Raw genomic sequence first — 20,762 nt, 5'->3', positions numbered from 1 at the left:
TCGTATTATTTATGAATTGATTATGCGAATGAACAGGTCGAAAAACGCTTCCGCATTCACGTCAAGACAAACATGCGCATTTGGCGGCTTATTCAGCCTATTTTGAAAGTCGCAAACCATATGTCCGTCACAAATTTCACTTTTTGTTTCTACATCCACATAATATTCTTCTCTAGTGACAAGATCATTTTGCAAAGCAATGGCTACAGCTAATGGATCATGCATTGCACAAGCCCATATACCATTACGTTCAAAATACCTTTTCCGATAATCGGATGTACTTTCGCTTATATAGCCAGCAAGTGCATCGTTTTGAATCAATTGGATATGCTCTTCACCCAATAGAACCTTTCTCGTGACATCAAGACCCACTTGCGTGATCGATTCGAATCCCGCCTGTAAGACGATTTTGGCTGCTTCAGGATCGACATACGTGTTATATTCAGAAGTTGGCGTGACATTGCCAACCCCTTGTACAACACCGCCCATGAAAATGACTTCTTTAACAAGCTTGGTGATTTGCGGACATTTTTTCACCGCTAATGCCAAATTCGTAAGAGGTCCCGTCATGACAAGCGTCACTTCATCAGGAAAATTCAAAATGGAATTGATGATGAAATCAGAAGCAAATCCATCATCAGGCTGCTTTTTGACCGGCACATCCTTCAAGGCTCCGCCAATCCCGTCTTCGCCATGGATCCGGTGTTCAAAAAAGGGTCTCCTGATAATTGGGCTATCTGCCCCCTTAATGACTGAAATGTCCTGTTCATTCAATAAATCCAATATTTTGCATGTATTCAGTGTGGCCGTATCAAGTGATACATTCCCGTTCACTGTCGTAATCGCCAATATGTCGAATTGACGGCTTTTAACAGCAAGAATGATCCCGATCGCATCATCTATTCCAGTATCCACATCAAGAATCATTTTTTTCTTCATCAAGCACACCTCTTTTTTTTCTTAGTGTGTAAGTTCACGATTCCAACGGTCGATCCATTGTTTAGATTCTTGATTTACAAACTTCATATCTAACACACGCAAGCTGCTTATGACGTCATCCCCATATGTTAAGCCTTTAGCTTCCGTTTTAGAGAGCTTGACTTCGGTATTGACAGGAGAATCCACTTTCGCTTTCGCTGATTTTTCCTGAACTTCCTTGCTTAAGATGTAATTCATGAATTCCCCGGCCAATTCTTTTTGATCGCTGGCTTTTACAATATTCACCGTATTCATCACTGCGTAACCGCCTTCTTCAGGTGAAATGAACTTAGCTTGAGGAACGGCTTCCTGTAAATCGCCAAAATACATTTCCATGATCGGGCCTGCAGCAATTTCCCCTTGCGAGAACATGTTTACGAACTCAGATGTTTGCCCATATTCCTTTACCGCATTCGGCATGATCTTTTTCATTTGATCAAAGGCTTTATCTTCATTGAACTCTTTACTTCCGCTGACTTTTGAAGCGGCATCCAAAAACATCGGTCCAGTTGTTGATGTGATTGACGGGATCGTTATCTTCCCTGCCAAATCCTTGCTCCAAAGATCTTTCCAAGACGTAATTGGCTTATTCACTTCATCGGGATTATAAGCAATGCCAAATTGTGCAATGGTATAGGCTGGTCCAAAGTCCTCGCCATTTGGTGCTTTTGCTTTGTCGTATATATTATCAATATTCGGAATTTTACTGTGGTCAATTTTTTCAAATAAGCCTTCATCGATGCCCTGCTGTGCATAGTAGTCGGATAAATAGATAACATCCACATCACTATTCGCTTGGCGTACCTTGTTCAGTCGATCTGCATTATTTCCTGAATCAACGACAATCTCGACATTATGCTTCTTTTCAAATGGTGCGTAGACTTCCGGCCGGAAGAAATCATCAGCGAATCCCCAAGTGGAAACGACTAATTTGGCTGTTTTTTTCTTTCCATCCTCCTTTGAAGAGCATGCAGCTAAAACAAATGTGAAAAGGGATAACACCATCAATACGCTAATCATTTTTTTCATCATTCAAACCTCCACTTTCATATTGTTTAAAGTTTCCTTTTTACTGATATAAATGTAAAAAAAGACAATCTTAAATAGAATTGAAATTCTACCCAAGATTGTCTTTTCTTTGTAAACAAAGATAAAACTTATCATTTGGTTCTATTGTGGCGTTCCCTCCAGATAAATCCGAGTGGAAATCCATTTATATGATTATATTAATTTTCCTTCAATACAATATTGGTGAATGCCAGCTGCGTCGCTGAGTCATAATCCCTCAGAACGGCTTCAATATCCCAATCCGTTTGCGTTTCCAACTTTTGTCTCAGTTTCTTTTTATAAAGCAGTGACATATGGAAGTCAACTTCCTGCTTCAGGCTGGGAACTTCACCCTCTAAAGCTTCAGAGCGCGGGGCACGTCGATGTTTGGCCTGAAATGTAATCACATTCTTCTCAATGGTAACCTTTAGCAAAGTCGTACCAAAGCCGAACAATTCCTTCGATACCTCATTATACATATGAGAAAGCAATTTCTTCGTTTCGTTAGAGTTTATCGGTAAGATGACTATCACCTGCCAAACTATCATTTGAGGTAATTATATATACTTTTTCAGAATTGCACAAGATAATATTCGGATTTCGTACAAAAAAATGTTTTTTTTCATAAAAAACGTACATTTACTTACCAATACACGAATTATAAAAATAAACAAATGAGGATTTCAATATATTCATATAACTTTATATCCAAGCCAGCACCTTCTATTAATGAAAACTTTTTCAGAGAAATAAGCGCAAGATTGAAAACCATTGATATAACCTTGCATCGCATTGAAAACGCTCTCATAAGGATTTAATATAGCTAGTATAGAGCGATTAAAAATAGAGAGTATCAAAGGGCTCGTTAAATGAGGGAGGAATTAATATGAAGAAAGCTTTTGAGAAAGCGCAACAGTTCGGTAAATCTTTTATGCTCCCGATTGCCGTTTTGCCAGCGGCCGGTTTATTGCTGGGAATTGGCGGTGCTCTTTCTAATCCAAATACAGTTGAGGCCTATCCTTTTTTAGACTTTGCTTGGCTGCAGGCCATTTTCACGATCATGAGTTCTGCAGGAAGCATCGTATTCGGCAACTTGCCGGTTATTTTTGCCGTAGGTGTTGCAGTGGGCTTGGCACGCTCGGATAAAGGGACCGCTGCACTTGCAGCCATGATCGGCTACTTCGTCATGAACAGTACAATAAATGCACTTCTTCTAATAAACGGGGAACTTGCCAAAGAGAATCTGGCAGGTGCCGGACAGGGAATGGCGGTCGGGATCCAAACACTGGAGACTGGTGTGTTTGGCGGTATCGTAGTAGGTATCTCTGCTGCATTTCTGCACAATAAATATAATAAAATTCAGCTTCCGCAAGTTTTAGGGTTTTTCGGTGGTTCCCGTTTCATTCCAATCATCGTTTCCTTCGCGTCCATCTTGGTTGGAGCCGTGCTTTTTATCGTATGGCCTTATTTCCAACTTCTCATTAACCAATTAGGTGCGCTGGTAACGAGCACAGGTACGATTGGGACTTTCTTTTACGGATTCATATTACGGATGCTCGGGCCGTTAGGGTTGCATCATATTTTCTACCTTCCCTTCTGGCAAACAGCTTTAGGCGGTACGATGGAGATTAAAGGGCAGATTGTAAGCGGGACCCAGAATATCTTCTTTGCGCAATTGGCCGATCCAACTACTGTCAAGTACTATGAGGGTGTTTCCCGGTTCATGTCCGGGCGGTTCATCACGATGATGTTTGGTTTACCTGGCGCGGCACTGGCCATTTATCACTGCGCTAAACCTAAAAATAAGAAAGTCGTGGCCGGTTTGCTTCTTTCAGCTGCCTTAACATCTTTCTTAACAGGCATTACCGAACCGCTTGAATTCAGTTTCTTATTTGTCGCCCCAATCCTTTATGTTTTTCATGCCTTGTTTGACGGACTTGCCTTCATGATGGCAGATATATTCAATATAACAATCGGTCAAACCTTCTCTGGAGGATTTATTGATTTCACTTTATTCGGGATTCTCCAGGGTATCAGTAAAACAAACTGGGTTTATGTACTTCTCGTCGGCATTCCATGGTTTTTCCTATACTACTTCACTTTTAAATTCTTGATCAGGAAGAAGAATTTAAAAGTGGTTGGCCGTGAAGATGATGAACAGGCCGCTGTTACACAAGTAACGGCATCAGAGAGAACCCAGACCATCGTTAATGGATTAGGCGGACAGGAAAATATCGATATAGTCGATTGCTGTGCAACCCGTCTCCGTGTCACGGTAAAGGATGAATCATTGGTGAAAGAGGACGTCATCAAACAAACCGGTTCAAAAGGCGTCGTAAAAAAAGGGAATGGCATTCAAATAGTTTACGGTCCCCAAGTAACGATCATCAAAAATGAAGTGGAAGAATTCTTGGGTCACTGAGAACATAGATAACGATAAGGAAGTGTTAAACATGCAACAGGTGCTGGATCAAATTCACAAAGGCTTAATTGTATCTTGTCAAGCATTGGAGAATGAGCCGCTGCACAGCTCTTTTATTATGGGACGCATGGCTATTGCTGCCAAAGAAGGCGGTGCGAAGTGCATTCGTGCAAACTCCGTAGCTGACATAATGGAAATCAAGAAAAATGTGGACCTTCCAGTCATAGGGATCATTAAACAGGTGTATGGACAAAATGATGTCTTTATCACTCCCACCATGGTCGAAATTGATGCATTGATGGAAACTAAAGCGGAAATCATTGCGACGGATGCTACAGCCCGGGTAAGACCGGACGGTAAAACGTTAAAACAGTTTTATTGCGAAATAAGAGCTAAATATCCGGATGTTTTACTAATGGCTGATGTATCCACCATAGAGGAAGCAGTATACGCCGAACAGTTAGGATTCGATATTGTAGCACCCACTTTATACGGCTATACGAACGAAACATTTGGCCAAAAAATATATCAGGATGATTATGCTGTGCTCAAAGAGATAGTAAAAGCAGTGAAAAAAGCGAAAGTGATCGCTGAAGGAAATGTCATAACACCAGAAATCGCCCGCTCTGTATTGGATATGAATGTCCATGCAGTAGTAGTGGGCGGTGCCATTACCAGACCGCAGCAAATCACTAAAAGGTTCGTGGATGCTATCCAAGAATAGAAAATTGCACATAGTAATGAAATGACCCAGACTGTCAATAGTTTGGGTCTCTTTTTTGATTCATATTCCTGTAGCCATCCGTTCCGGTTATTGACGTCCCTAATGGATACATTAAACTATAAAAGGTATACATATAAGTAATTTGAAATGGGGGATCAGATGGAATATCTAGCAGAAAACCTCATATATGGCATCGAGTGCAGTATGGGCAAATTCACCAAAACAGAAGAAGAATTGGCCAAATACATTCTGGAACGCCCTGAAGAAGTAAGTCAGTTAACCATTAGTCAAATAGCTAAAAAGCTTCATATTTCGCCTGCAACGATTACGCGTTTCTGCCAAAAATTAGCCTTTTCTGGGTTTAATGAGTTCAGGCATGAGTTAAAAAGGTTCGTGGATCTCCGAAAAACACCGAAAAATATGAAGGACATCAAGCAGGTGGATTATTTCGCTAAACTGTACCAAGATCACTTAGGTATCATAGATAATACTTTTCATATAACTACATATGACGATATCCAGAAAGCGGTATCTTTCCTTACACAGGCAAATAAGATACATGTATATGGAATAGGGAGTTCGGGTTTAGCCGCCCAGGAGTTCAAATCCAAGTTTTTCCGGATTGGCTTATCTGTTGAGGCTATTACAGATCCCCACCAGTCAATGATGGACGCAGCTTTAAGTGACCAGAATAGTGTTGTCATCGGCATTTCCATTTCCGGAGCAACAAAAGAAGTGATTCGCGCAGTTAAAATCGCAAAGGCACAAGGCTCGCGCATCTTGGTTTTTACTGGTGATAAAAATTCCGAGCTCTCACAGCTTGGTGATATATCGCTATCGGTCACCAGCAAAAATAGCCTGCATATGGGACAAAACATCTCTCCATTGCTTCCGCTACTATTACTTTTCGATTTAATATATACAGAGTTGGTTGCTAAAGATTATAAAAACAGGATAAGCATCAGGGAAAAGACTTTAAAGGTATTAACCGCGACCGACTGACTTTCGGCCGCTGAAATTTATCAGTTTGTTTGTTTAGCTAAACCTGACCGAAAGTCATTTTCGTTATTCATCATATAAAAAAACTGCATCTCCAATTGGTTAGATGTTACTAACAATTGGGGTGCAGTTCACTTTAAAAGACGTCTTTTTTTTGTTCCTTTTAAACTAAATTCCTTATTACTGGCATGGAACGTTCTTGGAGGCTCTCGGAAAGAAGACTATACGCAACTACTTTATTCTTGTGCTGTTTGACTACATCCACGTGGTCGTTGTAAATGTAGACAAATAATCTAACATCGTTTTTTCCTCTTTTAGTATCAATTATTATTGGAGTCCCACTGTTCTCTGGATGTAAAAACAATTTCTCGTTCCCTGGGAATATATGATTTTTTTTCAAAAACTTAGCTTCGTTAAAATAATTAATTACTTGAATTTTGTCTTCACCTTCCAAACGTTTTTCATCAAAGGTTACGATTGCATTAGCATCACTAATTTCTGAATGCATTTTAAATTTACTCATAATCCAATTCACTGCATCGGTTGGAAGACAGGTAACTAATAATTTAAGCAAGCTTAAGATAATTGTCAAAATCAATACAGGCACTGTCATATTTGATCATCTCCGCGACGTTATAATTTAATTATTAAATGAAAGAGGCGGTCAGTTTTTCTTTGAAGTGACCGTTCTATTAACGTTTCATTTTTGGTGAAAAGTTGTACTTGAAGGAGGGCACAAAACATAATTAAACTCAATCAATATAATTTTTTATCCATAAATGTCAAAGACTTCATTTGATTGTTCACTCAGCTTACAAAGGTGATTTTTTTATTCATATTTTCGCCACGGTTTGTGAACGAATTCACATTTTTTAACAAATAGAGTATGTCTTGTAAATCACTCGTACAAAACATGACCTTTATACATTTAAGCCTATATTACTATGCATTTTGATACACTATTATAATAATCATTCACGTGGTATCTTAGGCTAATTTTATTACGAAGTAGATGATGCCCACAGTTAATACTAGGGCAAGACCAATATAAATATAACTAAGGTTCAACAAATTCCCTCTCGTTGCTGCAGAATAATCACTATCACTCTTCCCCGTTAAAGAAAGGGTGCCAACCAGAGCAACTAAACTAATGGCTACTACTAATATTACACTTATCGTCATGATTCAACGCCTCCCAATATTATTATCTATTTCCTTGAACCATTTCAAATTATTCCGATTCTCATCGTATATCGTAGTGTAACTACATAAAAAATCGCACCTAATTTGCATGTCAAAATTATATTGTCCAAGTAGTTCGCGATTCGTGTTTACTGAGTAAATATATTAGAACAAGCCTACTTCTCTATAATAAAAGAACAGCCAATTTTCGGACCATCCAATTAAGTGAAATTTTCACCATCCACTTGTTGAATTCTTTCGTTCATTTACATAGAAAAGTGCAAAGCGCCACTGAAGAAATGGCTAAGATACCACGTATTGCAGGAACTCTGACCTAACTTGCTTCCTCGAAAAGGACAAAAAAAGAATCATGACTTCGTCATGATTCCAGTTTGTAGACAAAAGGGATTCGGAAAACGTAACTTTCATCAAATGATGTTCCTGAACCAACTGACCCAAAACAAACAACACCTTCAACTCCTCGGTTATGGTTACAATTTAGATGTTGATTTCCACTCCAGGCACTCGCTTTCCGCGGGCGGTCCGGGAGCCTCCTCGGCGCAAGCGCCTGCGGGGTCTCCCTTTGACGCGCTTTTCCCGCAGGAGTCTCGTACCTTACGTTCCAATCAACTTTGTTTTAACATATAGATGGAACCTCTTTTGTCGACAACAGGAATGTGCCATGATCGGCACCTTACACACTGTAGATAAACTCGATAATAATGGAGTTGCCTACAGTTTTTTTAATCCGTACTCGGCGCAAGCCTGCGGGGTCTCCCTTGGACGTGCTCTTCCCGCAGGAGTCTCGTACCTTACGTTCCAATCAACTTTGTTTTAAAATCATGGTTCGTAATGGTCTCATCCTGAACCATGATTTTAAAGAAGAGCTGGTTATCCTTCATGTTTTTTCACTTTTTATGGATGAAACCCTCAATAGATTGAAGAAATTTGCGACACTCCTGCCGAATTACTGGCTAGCCGAGACACCACAGGCGCTTGCGTCGAGGAGGCTTGGCAGACAGTCGGCGGAAAGGGAGCGGATTTCTGAAATCAACGGAACTTTTTAATTAAAAAACTGCAGGCAAACCGAACAAGTTTGTCTACAGTCTGGAATCATGGAATCATCATGACTCTCTCTCGTGAATATCAAAGCATATGATTATAAACTTTTTACAGCCTCTGCAAACCTTTTGATGCCTTCGTGAATGGATTCCTCATTTTCCCTTGCAAAAGTAAAGCGTACGTATTCCTTATTTGTACCTAGTGTTGAACCCGGAACGTATATGATTCCTCTTTTGATGGATTCCTCCAGTAACTTTATTTCGTTCAATGGCACTTTCAGCTTACACCACAAATGAATTCCACCATTTGGCGAATTATAATCAACTTTTTTTTGGAGGAATTGTTGAAGACTCGAAACCATTGCATCCCTTCTTTTTTCCAGTTGCCCCCTTAAGTAGGCAATATGGGCAGGAAAATACTCTGAATCCAAAAAATCGTTTGCTATCCATTGAGTGAATGAGCCATGACCGAAGTCAACCTGCTGCTTAGCATCAGATAGTCTCTCTATAACTGGTTTCGGTCCTATAATCCACCCAATTCTTAAACCGGAAGCAACAATTTTTGACAAAGAGCTTATATATAAAACATTTCCGTTGTTGTCCATCGATTTAAGAGTGGAAATTTCTTCCCCAGCAAAGGAAGTTAAACTATAAGGATCGTCTTCTATGACAGGTATTCCATATTCGGATGAAAGTTCAAGAATCCTTTTACGACGGTTGATATGAAGGACAGTTCCTGTAGGGTTTTGAAATACAGGGTTCAAAAAGATCATCCTGATCCGGTGTTTTTTATGGAGTTCCAGTAAATCCTCTGGGTTGATGCCATCTTTATCAACTGGTAAAGGAAAAATTCTTAGCCCCGCGGATTGAAAGATGGGAAGGTTGTAACTATATGATGGATCTTCCAATACAACGGCATCTCCTGGCTTTAACAAGCATTGGACCACCAGATGTATGGCTTGCTGTGCACCAGACGTAATGAGTATAGAAGATGGATGCGTGTCAATTCTCCTATACTGTTTAACATGTTTGGTTATTGTTTCCCTTAAAACCGCATTGCCTTGAGGGTGATCATAACCTAAGCTACCAATGAAGGACCTGTTAGAAATGATTTCACGTAAGGATTGGACTGGAAATAAGTCTTCTGAAAGTTCCCCACTAGCTAAGTTAATAAGGTTATGCCCTTCCGTCTCTTTACGAATTCTTTGGGTTACTGGCATATTGGGCAAAAAAGAACCCGCTTCGATATATCTATTCCAACTAGGTATACGTTTTCGAGTAATTCCCCAGATATCCTTGCTGATCATCGTTCCGCTTCCTTTTTTTCGTTCAACTAGCCCATTTGCTTCCAATTCATCATAAGCCGCAACAACTGTGCTTCTGTTAACTCCCAGTTCACTTGCCAAGAAGCGTTCAGACGGTAGCGGCTTATCCAATAAAAATGTTCCATCAGCAATGCCACTCTCGATGTAAGCTGCTATTTGTTTATATAAAGGCTTCTTGGATTTTCTGTCAGTTTTCCATTCCATAAGCTACATCCTTTAAAATGTTTAGTTTAAAGCGTACTAAATTATTAACTTTATATACTTATTCATTCCCAAAAGTAGTAAAATCTTTTATTTCAGTATAATCTTCAGTAGAGATTATTGCACTCTTAGGATAGAAGCTGCACTACAAAATAAAAACGAAAGCCTCCATTTCTTAAATGAAATGGAAGCTTTCGTTTCATCTTTTTCAACAATGCAGACTCCCCTTCAGCCAAGGACGATTCCGATAGTGGCCGATCGGGACTTGGATAAGGCTCGTTTTTCCTTGGGGACCACCACCGATCTTGTAAAGTTCATCACACATATTCACATCAAAACCGAGCAGCGGGTGCCCGTTCATTCCGAGAGCTGAGGCCGCTATCAGTAATTTCTGTACGAGCATCCCCGCCTCCATTTGCTGGATGCGGTACCCTCTATATCCAAGCTGCTTTTTGGAATGATCTTGATTGCCAACTACATGTATGCATATCGGCACTTCCTGAAAGTTCATGATATCGAGGGACATTCCGTATTGCAGTCGGAGCCGATGATCTCCTGATTGTATCTGTCGTAATGAATGTGTCGTGCTGTCATAATGGTATGCACCATCTTGAATGTCTTCCACATTATACAAACAAACATATAAGGAAACGCGATGTTCGTTGTTCTCGTTTGTTCCATCCAAATCATTTCGATAGGAGAACGAGGCGGTTGCCTCCTGCAGGAGAGCCGCCAGTTGCAGTTGACTGACTTTCCCTAGAGCGAAGTCCATTTCAGGTGAAAACCGCTTTCGGCAAACCGCTGCCAAATCATGGGATAACCTTTTAACGATAGGTAGGGTTACTACATGCCCTTCGCATTCGGCCCCATTCTTTGGAGCGATCGGCCGGAATGATTGGGTGGACTCGATCATGGATGCTTCATTCATTTTAGTTAACATCGGAAATTCCCTGATCCTCTTCGACCGAACATAGTGTTCAGGCTGAATCCCCGTCAATTCCCTGCATAATTCCGTCGAAGTGAAAAGTCCGTCACTGTAGCTTTCATCCGTACACCAAAATGCTGGTTCTGCCGATAAGGGAATCACCGCATACGTGCTCTCCTCCTCTTCCGAAAGCCCGAGCAGATGATTGATGGCCCGGTCAAGGAATTGGAAGCAAACCCCAGATTCGATTCCAAATCGTTTCGCAACTTCGAGTAACTGTCCAATGAGCACCCCCGCATCCAGACCTTGCAGGCGGTATGAAAAATTATTATATTTGTAGAAGTTTTTCCAAAACATCGTCGATACAAAAACCGTCCCAAAACATGAGGACATATCAAAGGTTTCACCAAGAGCCTTTGTTACATATGAATCAAAATCCCCTTCCCGCAGCAATACCAACCGGTGGTGTGCCGCATCATAGTGGTATACGCCAGCAGGCACTTCCTCCATCTTCAAGTACACGTACAATTCACTTGGATACAAAGCTCCCCCTGATGCCGGAAAACGCCTGAATGACTGCATGAGGTCCTCGGATTCCGAGGATCTCGGTACCTGACTGACTTGGGTCAGGCCATATGCATACCAGAGGAAATGACCGATTCCTTCGAGGTCCAGCTTTGAAGGTCCATTGCCCACCTCAAGCGTCAGCGGCACCTCCAGTGATAGTGGAAAAACAGGCAAGTCACGGTAAATCTTATACGTTAGTGGTGCATCATCCCAATCCACTTCCCAATCCGGCGGACTTGCCTTTTCGATGTCAAAATGCAAATTGTGCAAAAATGCCTCTAGACTCATCCTCCTACCTCCTAAGTCACCGCTTATGGAAAAGGATGCGGATGCGGATTGATCTGTTCGAATTCAAGCGGCCGTTTTGCATATCCAAGTTCCATCGGAACCCTCAGTATCCTCTCAAGCCCCGTTATGCGGGTAAGATGATGGCCGAATGTCATCGGCAGCATCCCCGGGATCAGCACTTTCACGCAATGTAATCCATTCCGTTCGATCTCCGGTGTCGTCTGATCCACCACGATCACCTCGAGTTTCAATCGGCGGAACTCCTGAAGGATATCCTGCAGATCTTCGGTCAAGTCCGAATGATTCACCTTTTTCCCGAATTCTTCATCGAATGTTCGCATCGGCCTGTCATCATCCAGCAGAAACTGCAGTCGCTCCTCGGCCTGCGGTAAACCGTACAGCATGCCATGATCATCCATTTTCCGTACCATTGAGGAATCATGCAGCATTTTCTCAATCTCCTCCTGGTTCTCTTCCAATTTATCGTCAAGGGTCAGCATCATGCCTGCCAACTCGAAGACCGCGCTTTTCACCGCCCGGATCGGGTCCAGATGAGCCCCTGCCGCACATATGAGATTCAATCCTTTTTGTTTCCTGTTTTTTGCCAACGCCCATACGCTTGGTATACCGTGTTCCATGGTCGCATTAAACAAATGGATATCATATCCCGCTGCCGCCCTTGCCCTGTCAATCATCAATTCCAGTTCTTTGTCATTTGCAGAATAGGGGTCAAGACGTGCGAGGGGCAACTGCGCGTACCAGGTCAGCAGAAACGAATCACGTTCCACCACTTCCATGATGCCGTAGAAAATGGCCTCCTCCAAACTTCCCCCTAATGCACAGCCATTGGAAGTTTCATAGACGAATCCATCTCCGCAGCCCAAGCTGTAATAGGAAAGCAATTCCGGGACCAAAATCGGCCGCTCTTGCAAAAATGAATGGCCCCACACCCAATCTATCGAGCGGTCAGGATCAAACGGTTGAAACGGGAAATCCCGCTGTGCATAATGTTCCTTCGAGTGCACCCCTATCTTGATGGGATCGAGCGCATGATCTTTCAGGTTATTGTAGCTGTCATGTATGACTGTCCGTTTGCCGCGGGGCTCCATTCCGCAATACCTTTCCAATCCCTCCAATATGGCAGTCATCTCACTGACGGCGTATGAGAGAGTCCGGCCTGCCGCCCCCTCATCTCCTATGAATAAAGGCAAATTAACACTTACATCGGCAAATGGCGGCACAAGGTCTATCATTTTATTATTCAAGAATCCTGTGCGGTGATCCAAGTAATCCTTGGCCAGAACTTCTTTCAGATCCTCCATTGAACGGGTCCGGTAACTGTCGGGACTTATTTTCGGACTTGGCTGTAACGCAATCCTTGCACGATCCTTCGAGTCATCAGGTAATTGGCTGCAAACAGGACACAAGGGATCAGGTAAAAAAGAGTGCCACGAGCCGTTCAGCGTTTTCAGATTGATTAATGATACACGCCTTTCCGAACGGGCGTGTTCTCCTTTCATCACCTTCCTTACCTCTGCACCAATCAGGTGAGCCATCTGCAAAAGGCCTGTGCGTGATGCCGCCACATCACGCTGTATCCCCCCATTTTCTTGCAGCTGTTTGCGGATTCCCCACATTTCTTTACGATCACGCCCGGCCATAAAATGTCTTTGGTCTGCACACTGTGAGCACCCTGTAATACCCGGGCGCACCAGCGGACCTACCACTCCCTCTCCAAATGATACGAACCCCCGCAGCCATGGAATGCCAGCTGTTCTTATCACCTCTTCCGCCTTTTGATGGACAGTGGGATTCCAAGCATCTTGCAGCACAAGGACCAAAGCCGTCGTTTGCGGTATTCCTGCCTCGAAATCGGTTTGGCGATTGACCTGATATTGGCCGGACAGGTCCCCATGAACATGGTCGGCCAACACTCCTTCCCCGACAACCAATACGTCAGTTTTCACCCTGATTCCTCCTCTCGCAAAAATACCCCAAACACACCTGCCAGTTCTTCCTTAAAGAATGGTTCTAGTTCTAATTCGAAAACGAAGATCCGCTTCTTATTCTTCTTCAGGACTTGAATGGCGGTCTGTACTACCTCGGAGTTCCCTGTTACCTCGCACGAAGGAATCACAAGATTCACCTTTTTTTCCTTAAGAATAGACGATGCCACTAGATCTGGAGCTGTGAGGCAAACGGTCTGGTTCTGAACTTTCATGATTGCCTTTTGCAGCGCGTTCCGTAATGCGATCGTTACATTCAAACCGACAGCGCCAGACCAGCCGTCGCTCGTTCCTGCCCAAACAACTGGGAAACCGGACACTTCCTCACCCAACGCGATGATTGGATCTCCTTGCAGCCGGGTCAGCGCTTGTAGATAATACCGGCAGCGTTCATCATCCACATCGGCCAACTGCATCGACACAAGTTTCTCCTGGTTGAACTCCTTATTTCCAAACTCTGTATCCAAACTGCTTTGCAGCCCACGGCAAATACATTCAGCAAATGTTTCACCTGCTCCGACACCGATGGATTCCTTAATTCCGCTTGCTCCCTCAATCGGAGGAAGAGTCTGAACGAGCTGGCTGAGTGTCCGGGATGCATATGCTTCAACCCCTGCCAGACCGCTTTCCCTCCGCGCTTCCTCATGCGTCAGATCTGAACGGATAATATCAGGCAGAAGTCCGGCTGGACCTGACGACAACGGATCCACAACCTGAACGCGGCATTGAGCCAACGGCAGCTGTTTTAAATCGCCCTCTCCCCAAGTATGAAAGATTCCGGATTCCGCCGATGTCAACCGGCTGAAATGCATGAACACTTTCCCCGGCTCACCCCGGCCCGATTTCTGTTCAAGCCGCTGATCAAAATCTTCAATCCATTTAGCAGCCCCTTTTCCCGTCACCCCCGGATGGGGAATGAATGGATGCCACTTTCCCTCCAATGTTTCCATATCCAACAGATAGAATTGATTGGCTTGTTCTGCAGTTGTGACACCTGTGGCCTCTTTGAACCACTCGAAAACCATTATATTGGCTAACATCGCTCCGGCTGTGGAGGAAAAAGAAGTCGAAGCCTGATCCTTTTCCAGCACAGTTTGATGTAAACGGTGCCACGCTGACTCCCAGCATCCTTTGGAATCCGGATGGACAAGCGGGCCAGCCATGCCTATTTGATTGATGATCAATGCAGGAAACAGGACCTTTTTCCCTTGCCTGCAAACCGAATGAAGTTCTCTTAATTCCTTAATATCGCCCTCCTGTGACACATATAATATCGATTCGAAAGGCCGCACGATCTCCTGCCATTCAATCCCCGCTCCCTTGTCAAGCACGACCTCCTCTATCGCTGCCTCTTCGTCCGACTTACGAGCATGTGCAACGATTTCCTTCAACCTTTCTCTATTGGTCGGTACCGTGTCCGTAATCAGGATATGGAATGTGGGCAGTCCGGATTCGATCAGCGCGGACACCATTGAAAGGAACAGTGGGCCAGAGCCTATTGCCAGAGCCCTTCCCTTTCGATAAGCTTGAAAACGGTATGCCCCGGAATCGCCGTAGCTGTCGAGGAACTCGATTTGCGAAGCATACCTTTCAAGAACCTGATCCCCTAATTGATGGGGACTGTCCTGACTTACATCCCGAACGAACCCATTCGCGTACAAAACCTCGGCAATTTCCATGACACGGTTCCGATACGGGCCAGGCAATCCATCCGTCAAATCGCTTAATGTATGGTCCCCGTTGAACATCGGCAATAACTTTTCAATCCATTGGACGATCGTGCTGCCCTCCATTCGGAACGAACTTATGTTATTCCTGAAATAAACACCTCTGTTTGGTTCTGGTAGAAAAAACGTATCCCTTTTCACTTTCAAACGCATAGAAGGGGTCAAATTCACCATTCCGCTCCTCCTAACCCAAAGCATTCTACGTTCTGCTTCAGCACTTCACTTTAATCCTATGTACGACAATTTGTCCCTTATGTCTAATAAAGAAAAGTCCCTGCTGCACCGCAGGGACTTTTCTTTATTAGACCTGAAACCTTAACCAGCGCAACGTCCGCAACGACCGCCGCACCCTCCGCAGCGTCCGCAGCGTCCGCATCCACCACAACGACCGCAACGACCGCCGCAACCAAAGCAACCAAAGCACAAGAAACAGCCAAAACAACCAAAACAACCACCCACACCAATGAATTGTCGAGACGAATCATCCAAATTGTACTGGTTTTGTTCCCAAGGAACTGGCTGGGTTACCTGGAAATCATCAACATTCAGGTTTTGCAATTGATTTTGAAATTCATACATTTTATTAAACCTCCGTATATTATTTATAAGGTAGTGCCTGGAATAGATAAAAAAAACCGGGACGAAATGGTCAGGGAATTAACACCACATCAAGTATCCCTCCAACAAAATATGTAAGGGGAGTGGGTATTGCCACTGATGAAAAAGCCTATTTTTACTAAATCCCGTTCACGTCGAATGCCTGATCACCATTAAAAACCAAATGAAAAAGCAGAAAACCGGAAGGATAATATCCTTCCGGTTTTCATGCTCACCTCTTAAATTAGGTCCTTACAAGACACTTCAATGGAGGATCATTTATGTATAGCCATATCAATCGGTCATCAGGATATGCATGAAAAGACACCTTAGTTCTGCAGTTGTTCATAGCGATTCCAGTTTACCGATTTTTCCAGCACGATTGATATCAATACACCCATTATGAGCCCATTCGTCAAAAAGGGCTGTAAAAGCGTGGGAACACCCGCAAATGCATTGGGCAGGATATTCATCAAACTCACTCCGATCAATACTGGTACGGCAAGCCTGAATATCGTGTCTGAAGTGAAATGCTGACCCTTGACGCTGTTGAAAGCCGTTCCAAACAGTTGAAGGTAAGCGACGAACAATACAGCGTTCCCGACTGTTATTGGCATGCTGGCCAGGAAAGAGATAAACGGAGGAATGAGACCAATCATGGTCAACAACATGCCTCCGAATAAGAAGGGCCTCCGCTCATAGATTTGCGTGCTTTGCAAAAATCCGATGGATGAAGTGAAAGGTGTATACGGCACAAGGCCAAGCACCGGAGCGAAAATGGTAAATCCGCCAGTCATGAATAAAGAATTTCGATACTGCTTGTGGTCAGCGTCATCCCCCATTAACTCGGATGCGGCTTGAATGGAAGCGAACGTGTTACACAAATTCAGTAAGCCTGCAAAAAAAGAAATCGCTATTATCCCGAATTCCAGGTTTGGAGTGCCTAATGGGAACAAGGAAAAAGAGGCACCCGTCGATCCCATTTCTCCCCCGTCCTCTGGAAATAGCAGCGAGTAAAAAATCCATCCCACAACAATTCCGATCAAAATGGAGAAATTGCTTATGGTCCTTGGTCCTTTTATTTTTAATATACTTACTAAAAAGACAATCCCCAATGATAGGAAACTGACCGGGATGTTAATTTCCCCATCCTCCGTAATCCCCAGCATCCCCTTAAAAAAGACAAAAATGAGCTGGAACGTCAGAAGGAATAAGTAAACGGTCATGACCATGGGAGTAAAAATCTTCTGGACATAAGAAATCAGGTTGAAGCCAGATATAATGAGGGTCACGACACCGGCTGCAATGAGACCAGTAGCTATTCCCCCTCCTATTTCAGCATAACCGAGCCCTATGGATGGTGCAGATAACCCTAAATTCAGCATCACTCCCCACAATAGACCGGAGTGCCCTTCCATAATGGGATACTTATGCCCCTTCCAACCCTGAATCACGCAAGCGATCCCGGTGAAAATGAGTGAGCTTCTCATGGTCATTTCCGTAACATTGGGAGGAAGATCAAAAGCTGCGCCAATCGATATGGGCACCACTACCGTATTTGCAAAAATAAAAAACAACCATTGAAAAGAAGAAAATAGAGTCACGGAAGATCTCCAACTTTTCATAGATTCCATCTCCTTTGAACATGATACTTTTTTAAGCTCATGGTGAATACATGGTTTAATCGCCCTTCATAGGACAACACCATGCTAATGGACGCGGTCCCCAGATTGCCATTTCTTGAACACATGGCAATCTGGGGATCAAAGTCCTCTTACGCTTTGCGGTTCTGCTGCCATCATCATGCCAAAATAAAGATGCAGATTCCATGCAAAATGACAGCGTTTACCATTAATAGTAACAAAGGCCGCGGCTTCTTGCTAATTTGTTGGCTGGACTCGATTACAAGGCAAATGGACAAGCGGAAGCCAAACCCTTTAGTTTGATAGAAGAGATCATTGTTAACCAGCCCTTTTGGAATCGTAGTCCATTTTATCCTGTTTAAAGCATATTGGGCAAAAAAATAATGACATGGGAAGCAAGTCCTTAACCAATATAGCAAAAAAAATCACAGTAAGTAAAAGTACACGGGAGCGAACATGGCAGACTACCTGCATTCCGAGACTTTCAATCCCCAAAAGAAAAAGGAAATCCGGAAGTATCCAGAGATCCTTGGGTTAGCCCTACAAGTCTATTGACTGCTTTTGTTTATATAGTGAACCGGAAACCAAGTTACCCTTGTAAATGACCGCTTTACGTTCAGAACGCCTGGCAACTGCTTCTGCAGAACAGCTGGCGTCAATTAACACCAGGCTTGCGGCATCCCCCACTTTCGGCCATACCTGGTTACCCTTTTCGTCTAATGGGGTTTTTCCGCCAGTTATATACCCTAGTGTTTGGGAGAGGGAGACTTCATCAATCCATTTGAAGCGTTCTGCCAGCCTGCCGGCTCTCTCTAGGATGTCACCATTCCCTAGAGGTGACCATACATCAAAGATATTATCATTCCCTACTGATACTTCAACCCCTCTTTCATGTAATAAACCAACAGGGGGCATCTGTCTGTTAATAGGGACACTTGTGACGATGGAAATCCCCGCATCCCTAAGGATGTCAGCCAGCTCAAAGGCTTCTTCCCTGGATACGTCCCCTATGCCAAACGCATGGCTTAATGCTACCCTGCCTTCCCAGCCTGCTTGCTTGGTCAGGGCTGCCAAACGTTTCATGGTGAACGTGCCCAAGTGGCCGGGATCATGTAAATGCAGGTCCACATCAGCGTTCGCTTCCACTGCCAAATCCATCAATTGCACGAGCGAAGCTTCAATATTGTTATCGACTGTGGCTGGGTCGACTGCCCCGACGATTCCCGCTCCGTTTCGCAATGCCTCCCTGACAAGCTGGACAGACCCCGACCGCAACAATCCGTGCTGCGCAAATGCGACTATTTCTGAACTGAGTCTATTGGAATAGCCAGCAAGCGCCTGTTGGACTTGTTCTAAGTTCTGCAATCCCACTTCCGGGTAGATATCAACATGGGTCCGTACATGTGTAGAGCCAGAAGCTAAAAGTATTTCCAGTAAAGACTCTGCCCGTTTACATGTGCTTGTTGCAATGGAAGGCAGCACCCTCTTCTCATTTTCAAAGCGTTCAATGACACTTTTAGAAGGCGTGCATGCTCTCCATACATCCCCCATCAGTGTCTTATCAAGATGGACATGCTTTTCAATGAAGGAGGGTAACGCCAGCAATCCTTTTGCATCTTCCGCTGGCAGATCATTAGGTATGGCCTCCCCATCTTTAACGATTTTCGTGATCCTTCCATCCTCCATCAACAGATGGAATAGACCGGTTATTGTTCCTGTAACTCTATCATTCTCTTTCCGGTAACCACATTCCATACGAACATTCTTTAACCAATAGATTGTATTCATGCCCTTCATTCCCTTCTTGAAATAGACATTCCCTTCACATTCAAGGCGGATTCACAGTCGAGTCCGCCGTAAACCAGATTCCCATTGACCATGACCGCAGAACGCGTGGATCTCCGGGCAACTGCCTCGGCAGCACAAGATGCATCCACTAATACCATACTTGCTTCATTTCCCACGTTCGGCCATAAACGATTTCCTTCATGGTCCAGTGTCCTGACCCCGCCCGTAATGAATTGGAGCGATTGAGACAATCCATACTCGTCCTTCCAGTTGTACCTCTCTGCCAATCGACCTGCCTTTTCCAGCATATCCCCTGTACCGAATGGGGACCAGGAGTCATAAAAGCCATCACATCCGAGAGCAACGCGGACACCTTTTTCATGCAGTACATCAATTGGGGGAATGACCCGGTTGATCGGAACTGTGGACATTATGGCTATCCCCAGGTTTGATAATTCACTGGCCAATTCATTTGATTCCCCACTGGAAACATCCCCAAGTGCAAAGGCATGACTGACAGCCGCTCTGTTTTTCCAGCCTGCTTCATCGATTAAAGAAGCGAGTTTCTTAATCGTATAAAAACCAAGATGACCGGGATCATGTATATGAATATCAATGTCTGCATCAAATTCAACAGCTAAATCCATCATTTCATAGAGGGAAGCTTCTATATTATTATCCACTCCGCCAGGATCCAGGCCTCCCACCAAAGACGCCCCTTCTTTCATCGCTTGTCTCATCAACCCTTTTGAATTCGTTCTTAGCAGTCCATGTTGCGGGAAAGCCACGATCTCGTATGTCATTTTCCCTTTAAAACTGCTTAACGCCTTCTGAATTTCTTCCAAGTTCTTCATACCGATGTATGGGTCAATGTTAACATGCGTCCTTACATGCGTCGCACCGCCTTTCAACAATAGTTGAAGCATCCGTTCAGCCCGGAGCTGCCCAGTTTCAGCCAGTTCGGCAAGCTCTTCCGCTTCTAATTTCAAGCGTTCGATTAAACTTGGAACCGGAGTGCATGATTTCCATGGCAGTCCTAAATAGGTCTTGTCCAGATGGTTATGCATCTCTTTAAAAGGCGGAAGTGCAAGCAAGTTTCCCGCATCTTGGACGGGCGTTTCCGTTTTCAAAGGCATACTTGAAACCAATTGCAATTCCTCAATGATCCCGTCTTTTATATACATGTTGTATGAAGCTGTCTTCGTTCGATCGATTCTTTCATTCTCAAAAACAAATCCACTATCAAGTGTAACGTTTGTAAGCCAGTATGGTTCATTCATTG

17 protein-coding genes are annotated in these 20,762 nt (G+C 43.7%); 4 read left to right on the top strand and 13 right to left on the bottom strand.

Translation table 11 applies throughout. From position 1 onward, the window contains the following. Nucleotides 1–9 precede the first annotated feature (9 nt). From QUF86_RS10750 to QUF86_RS10740, 3 genes are all read right to left on the bottom strand, one after another. Nucleotides 10–939, bottom strand: a complete 930-nt coding sequence (locus QUF86_RS10750; RefSeq protein ID WP_289334305.1) for a nucleoside hydrolase — start codon at nucleotides 937–939, stop codon at nucleotides 10–12. 21 nt (nucleotides 940–960) lie between these two features. Then, nucleotides 961–2,007: an ABC transporter substrate-binding protein gene (locus QUF86_RS10745; RefSeq protein ID WP_289334304.1), complete on the bottom strand. Its 1,047-nt coding sequence runs from the start codon at nucleotides 2,005–2,007 to the stop codon at nucleotides 961–963. A 197-nt stretch (nucleotides 2,008–2,204) separates the two neighbouring features. Next, the gene (locus tag QUF86_RS10740; protein ID WP_370016368.1) at nucleotides 2,205–2,573 is read right to left on the bottom strand and encodes a DUF2294 domain-containing protein; all 369 of its coding nucleotides are present in this window, start codon (nucleotides 2,571–2,573) and stop codon (nucleotides 2,205–2,207) included. A gap of 338 nt (nucleotides 2,574–2,911) precedes the next feature. Between QUF86_RS10740 and QUF86_RS10735 the strand changes: the two genes are divergently transcribed. The 3 genes from QUF86_RS10735 to QUF86_RS10725 all read left to right on the top strand — a co-directional run bounded on the left by QUF86_RS10735 (nucleotide 2,912) and on the right by QUF86_RS10725 (nucleotide 6,173). After that, nucleotides 2,912–4,447: a maltose/glucose-specific PTS transporter subunit IIC gene (locus tag QUF86_RS10735; RefSeq protein WP_289334303.1), complete on the top strand. Its 1,536-nt coding sequence runs from the start codon at nucleotides 2,912–2,914 to the stop codon at nucleotides 4,445–4,447. Between the two features lie 31 nt (nucleotides 4,448–4,478). After that, a complete protein-coding gene (locus QUF86_RS10730) occupies nucleotides 4,479–5,171 on the top strand; it encodes an N-acetylmannosamine-6-phosphate 2-epimerase (RefSeq protein WP_289334302.1) in 693 nt (230 codons plus the stop codon). Nucleotides 5,172–5,330: 159 nt separating this feature from the next. Then, entirely contained in the window at nucleotides 5,331–6,173 is an 843-nt protein-coding gene (locus QUF86_RS10725; RefSeq protein WP_289334301.1) for a MurR/RpiR family transcriptional regulator, read from the top strand. A 160-nt stretch (nucleotides 6,174–6,333) separates the two neighbouring features. Here the strand turns inward: QUF86_RS10725 and QUF86_RS10720 are convergent, their stop codons facing one another. Then, nucleotides 6,334–6,783, bottom strand: a complete 450-nt coding sequence (locus QUF86_RS10720; protein WP_289314955.1) for a YfmQ family protein — start codon at nucleotides 6,781–6,783, stop codon at nucleotides 6,334–6,336. A 374-nt stretch (nucleotides 6,784–7,157) separates the two neighbouring features. Then, nucleotides 7,158–7,352, bottom strand: coding sequence for a hypothetical protein (locus QUF86_RS10715; protein ID WP_061464872.1), 195 nt, complete (start codon nucleotides 7,350–7,352; stop codon nucleotides 7,158–7,160). A gap of 779 nt (nucleotides 7,353–8,131) precedes the next feature. Between QUF86_RS10715 and QUF86_RS10710 the strand changes: the two genes are divergently transcribed. Then, the gene (locus QUF86_RS10710) at nucleotides 8,132–8,419 is read left to right on the top strand and encodes a hypothetical protein (protein ID WP_289334300.1); all 288 of its coding nucleotides are present in this window, start codon (nucleotides 8,132–8,134) and stop codon (nucleotides 8,417–8,419) included. Nucleotides 8,420–8,511: 92 nt separating this feature from the next. Here QUF86_RS10710 and pdxR read toward each other — a convergent pair whose 3' ends face one another. The 8 genes from pdxR to QUF86_RS10670 all read right to left on the bottom strand — a co-directional run bounded on the left by pdxR (nucleotide 8,512) and on the right by QUF86_RS10670 (nucleotide 20,760). Next, nucleotides 8,512–9,942 carry a MocR-like pyridoxine biosynthesis transcription factor PdxR gene (gene pdxR, locus QUF86_RS10705; protein WP_289334299.1) on the bottom strand — a complete coding sequence of 477 codons (1,431 nt, stop codon included), beginning with the start codon at nucleotides 9,940–9,942 and terminating at the stop codon, nucleotides 8,512–8,514. A gap of 205 nt (nucleotides 9,943–10,147) precedes the next feature. Continuing rightward, on the bottom strand, nucleotides 10,148–11,719 hold the full coding sequence (locus QUF86_RS10700; RefSeq protein WP_289334298.1) for a SagB family peptide dehydrogenase: 1,572 nt from the start codon (nucleotides 11,717–11,719) through the stop codon (nucleotides 10,148–10,150). 23 nt (nucleotides 11,720–11,742) lie between these two features. Next, complete coding sequence (locus QUF86_RS10695) at nucleotides 11,743–13,686, bottom strand: TOMM precursor leader peptide-binding protein (RefSeq protein ID WP_289334297.1); 1,944 nt, start codon at nucleotides 13,684–13,686, stop codon at nucleotides 11,743–11,745. Next, a complete protein-coding gene (locus QUF86_RS10690; RefSeq protein WP_289334296.1) occupies nucleotides 13,683–15,626 on the bottom strand; it encodes a putative thiazole-containing bacteriocin maturation protein in 1,944 nt (647 codons plus the stop codon). Before QUF86_RS10690 ends, QUF86_RS10695 begins: the two co-directional genes overlap by 4 nt. Before the next feature lie 141 nt (nucleotides 15,627–15,767). Further along, nucleotides 15,768–16,031, bottom strand: a complete 264-nt coding sequence (locus QUF86_RS10685; protein WP_289334295.1) for a heterocycloanthracin/sonorensin family bacteriocin — start codon at nucleotides 16,029–16,031, stop codon at nucleotides 15,768–15,770. A gap of 347 nt (nucleotides 16,032–16,378) precedes the next feature. Beyond that, nucleotides 16,379–17,674, bottom strand: coding sequence for a uracil/xanthine transporter (locus QUF86_RS10680; protein ID WP_289334294.1), 1,296 nt, complete (start codon nucleotides 17,672–17,674; stop codon nucleotides 16,379–16,381). 558 nt (nucleotides 17,675–18,232) lie between these two features. Beyond that, on the bottom strand, nucleotides 18,233–19,480 hold the full coding sequence (locus tag QUF86_RS10675; RefSeq protein WP_289334293.1) for an amidohydrolase: 1,248 nt from the start codon (nucleotides 19,478–19,480) through the stop codon (nucleotides 18,233–18,235). 5 nt (nucleotides 19,481–19,485) lie between these two features. Further along, the gene (locus tag QUF86_RS10670) at nucleotides 19,486–20,760 is read right to left on the bottom strand and encodes an amidohydrolase (RefSeq protein ID WP_289334292.1); all 1,275 of its coding nucleotides are present in this window, start codon (nucleotides 20,758–20,760) and stop codon (nucleotides 19,486–19,488) included. Nucleotides 20,761–20,762 lie beyond the last annotated feature (2 nt).

Origin of the sequence: Peribacillus sp. NJ11, assembly GCF_030348405.1 — a bacterium.
Lineage (GTDB): Bacteria > Bacillota > Bacilli > Bacillales > DSM-1321 > Peribacillus.
This window is presented reverse-complemented; position numbering and strand designations above follow the sequence as displayed.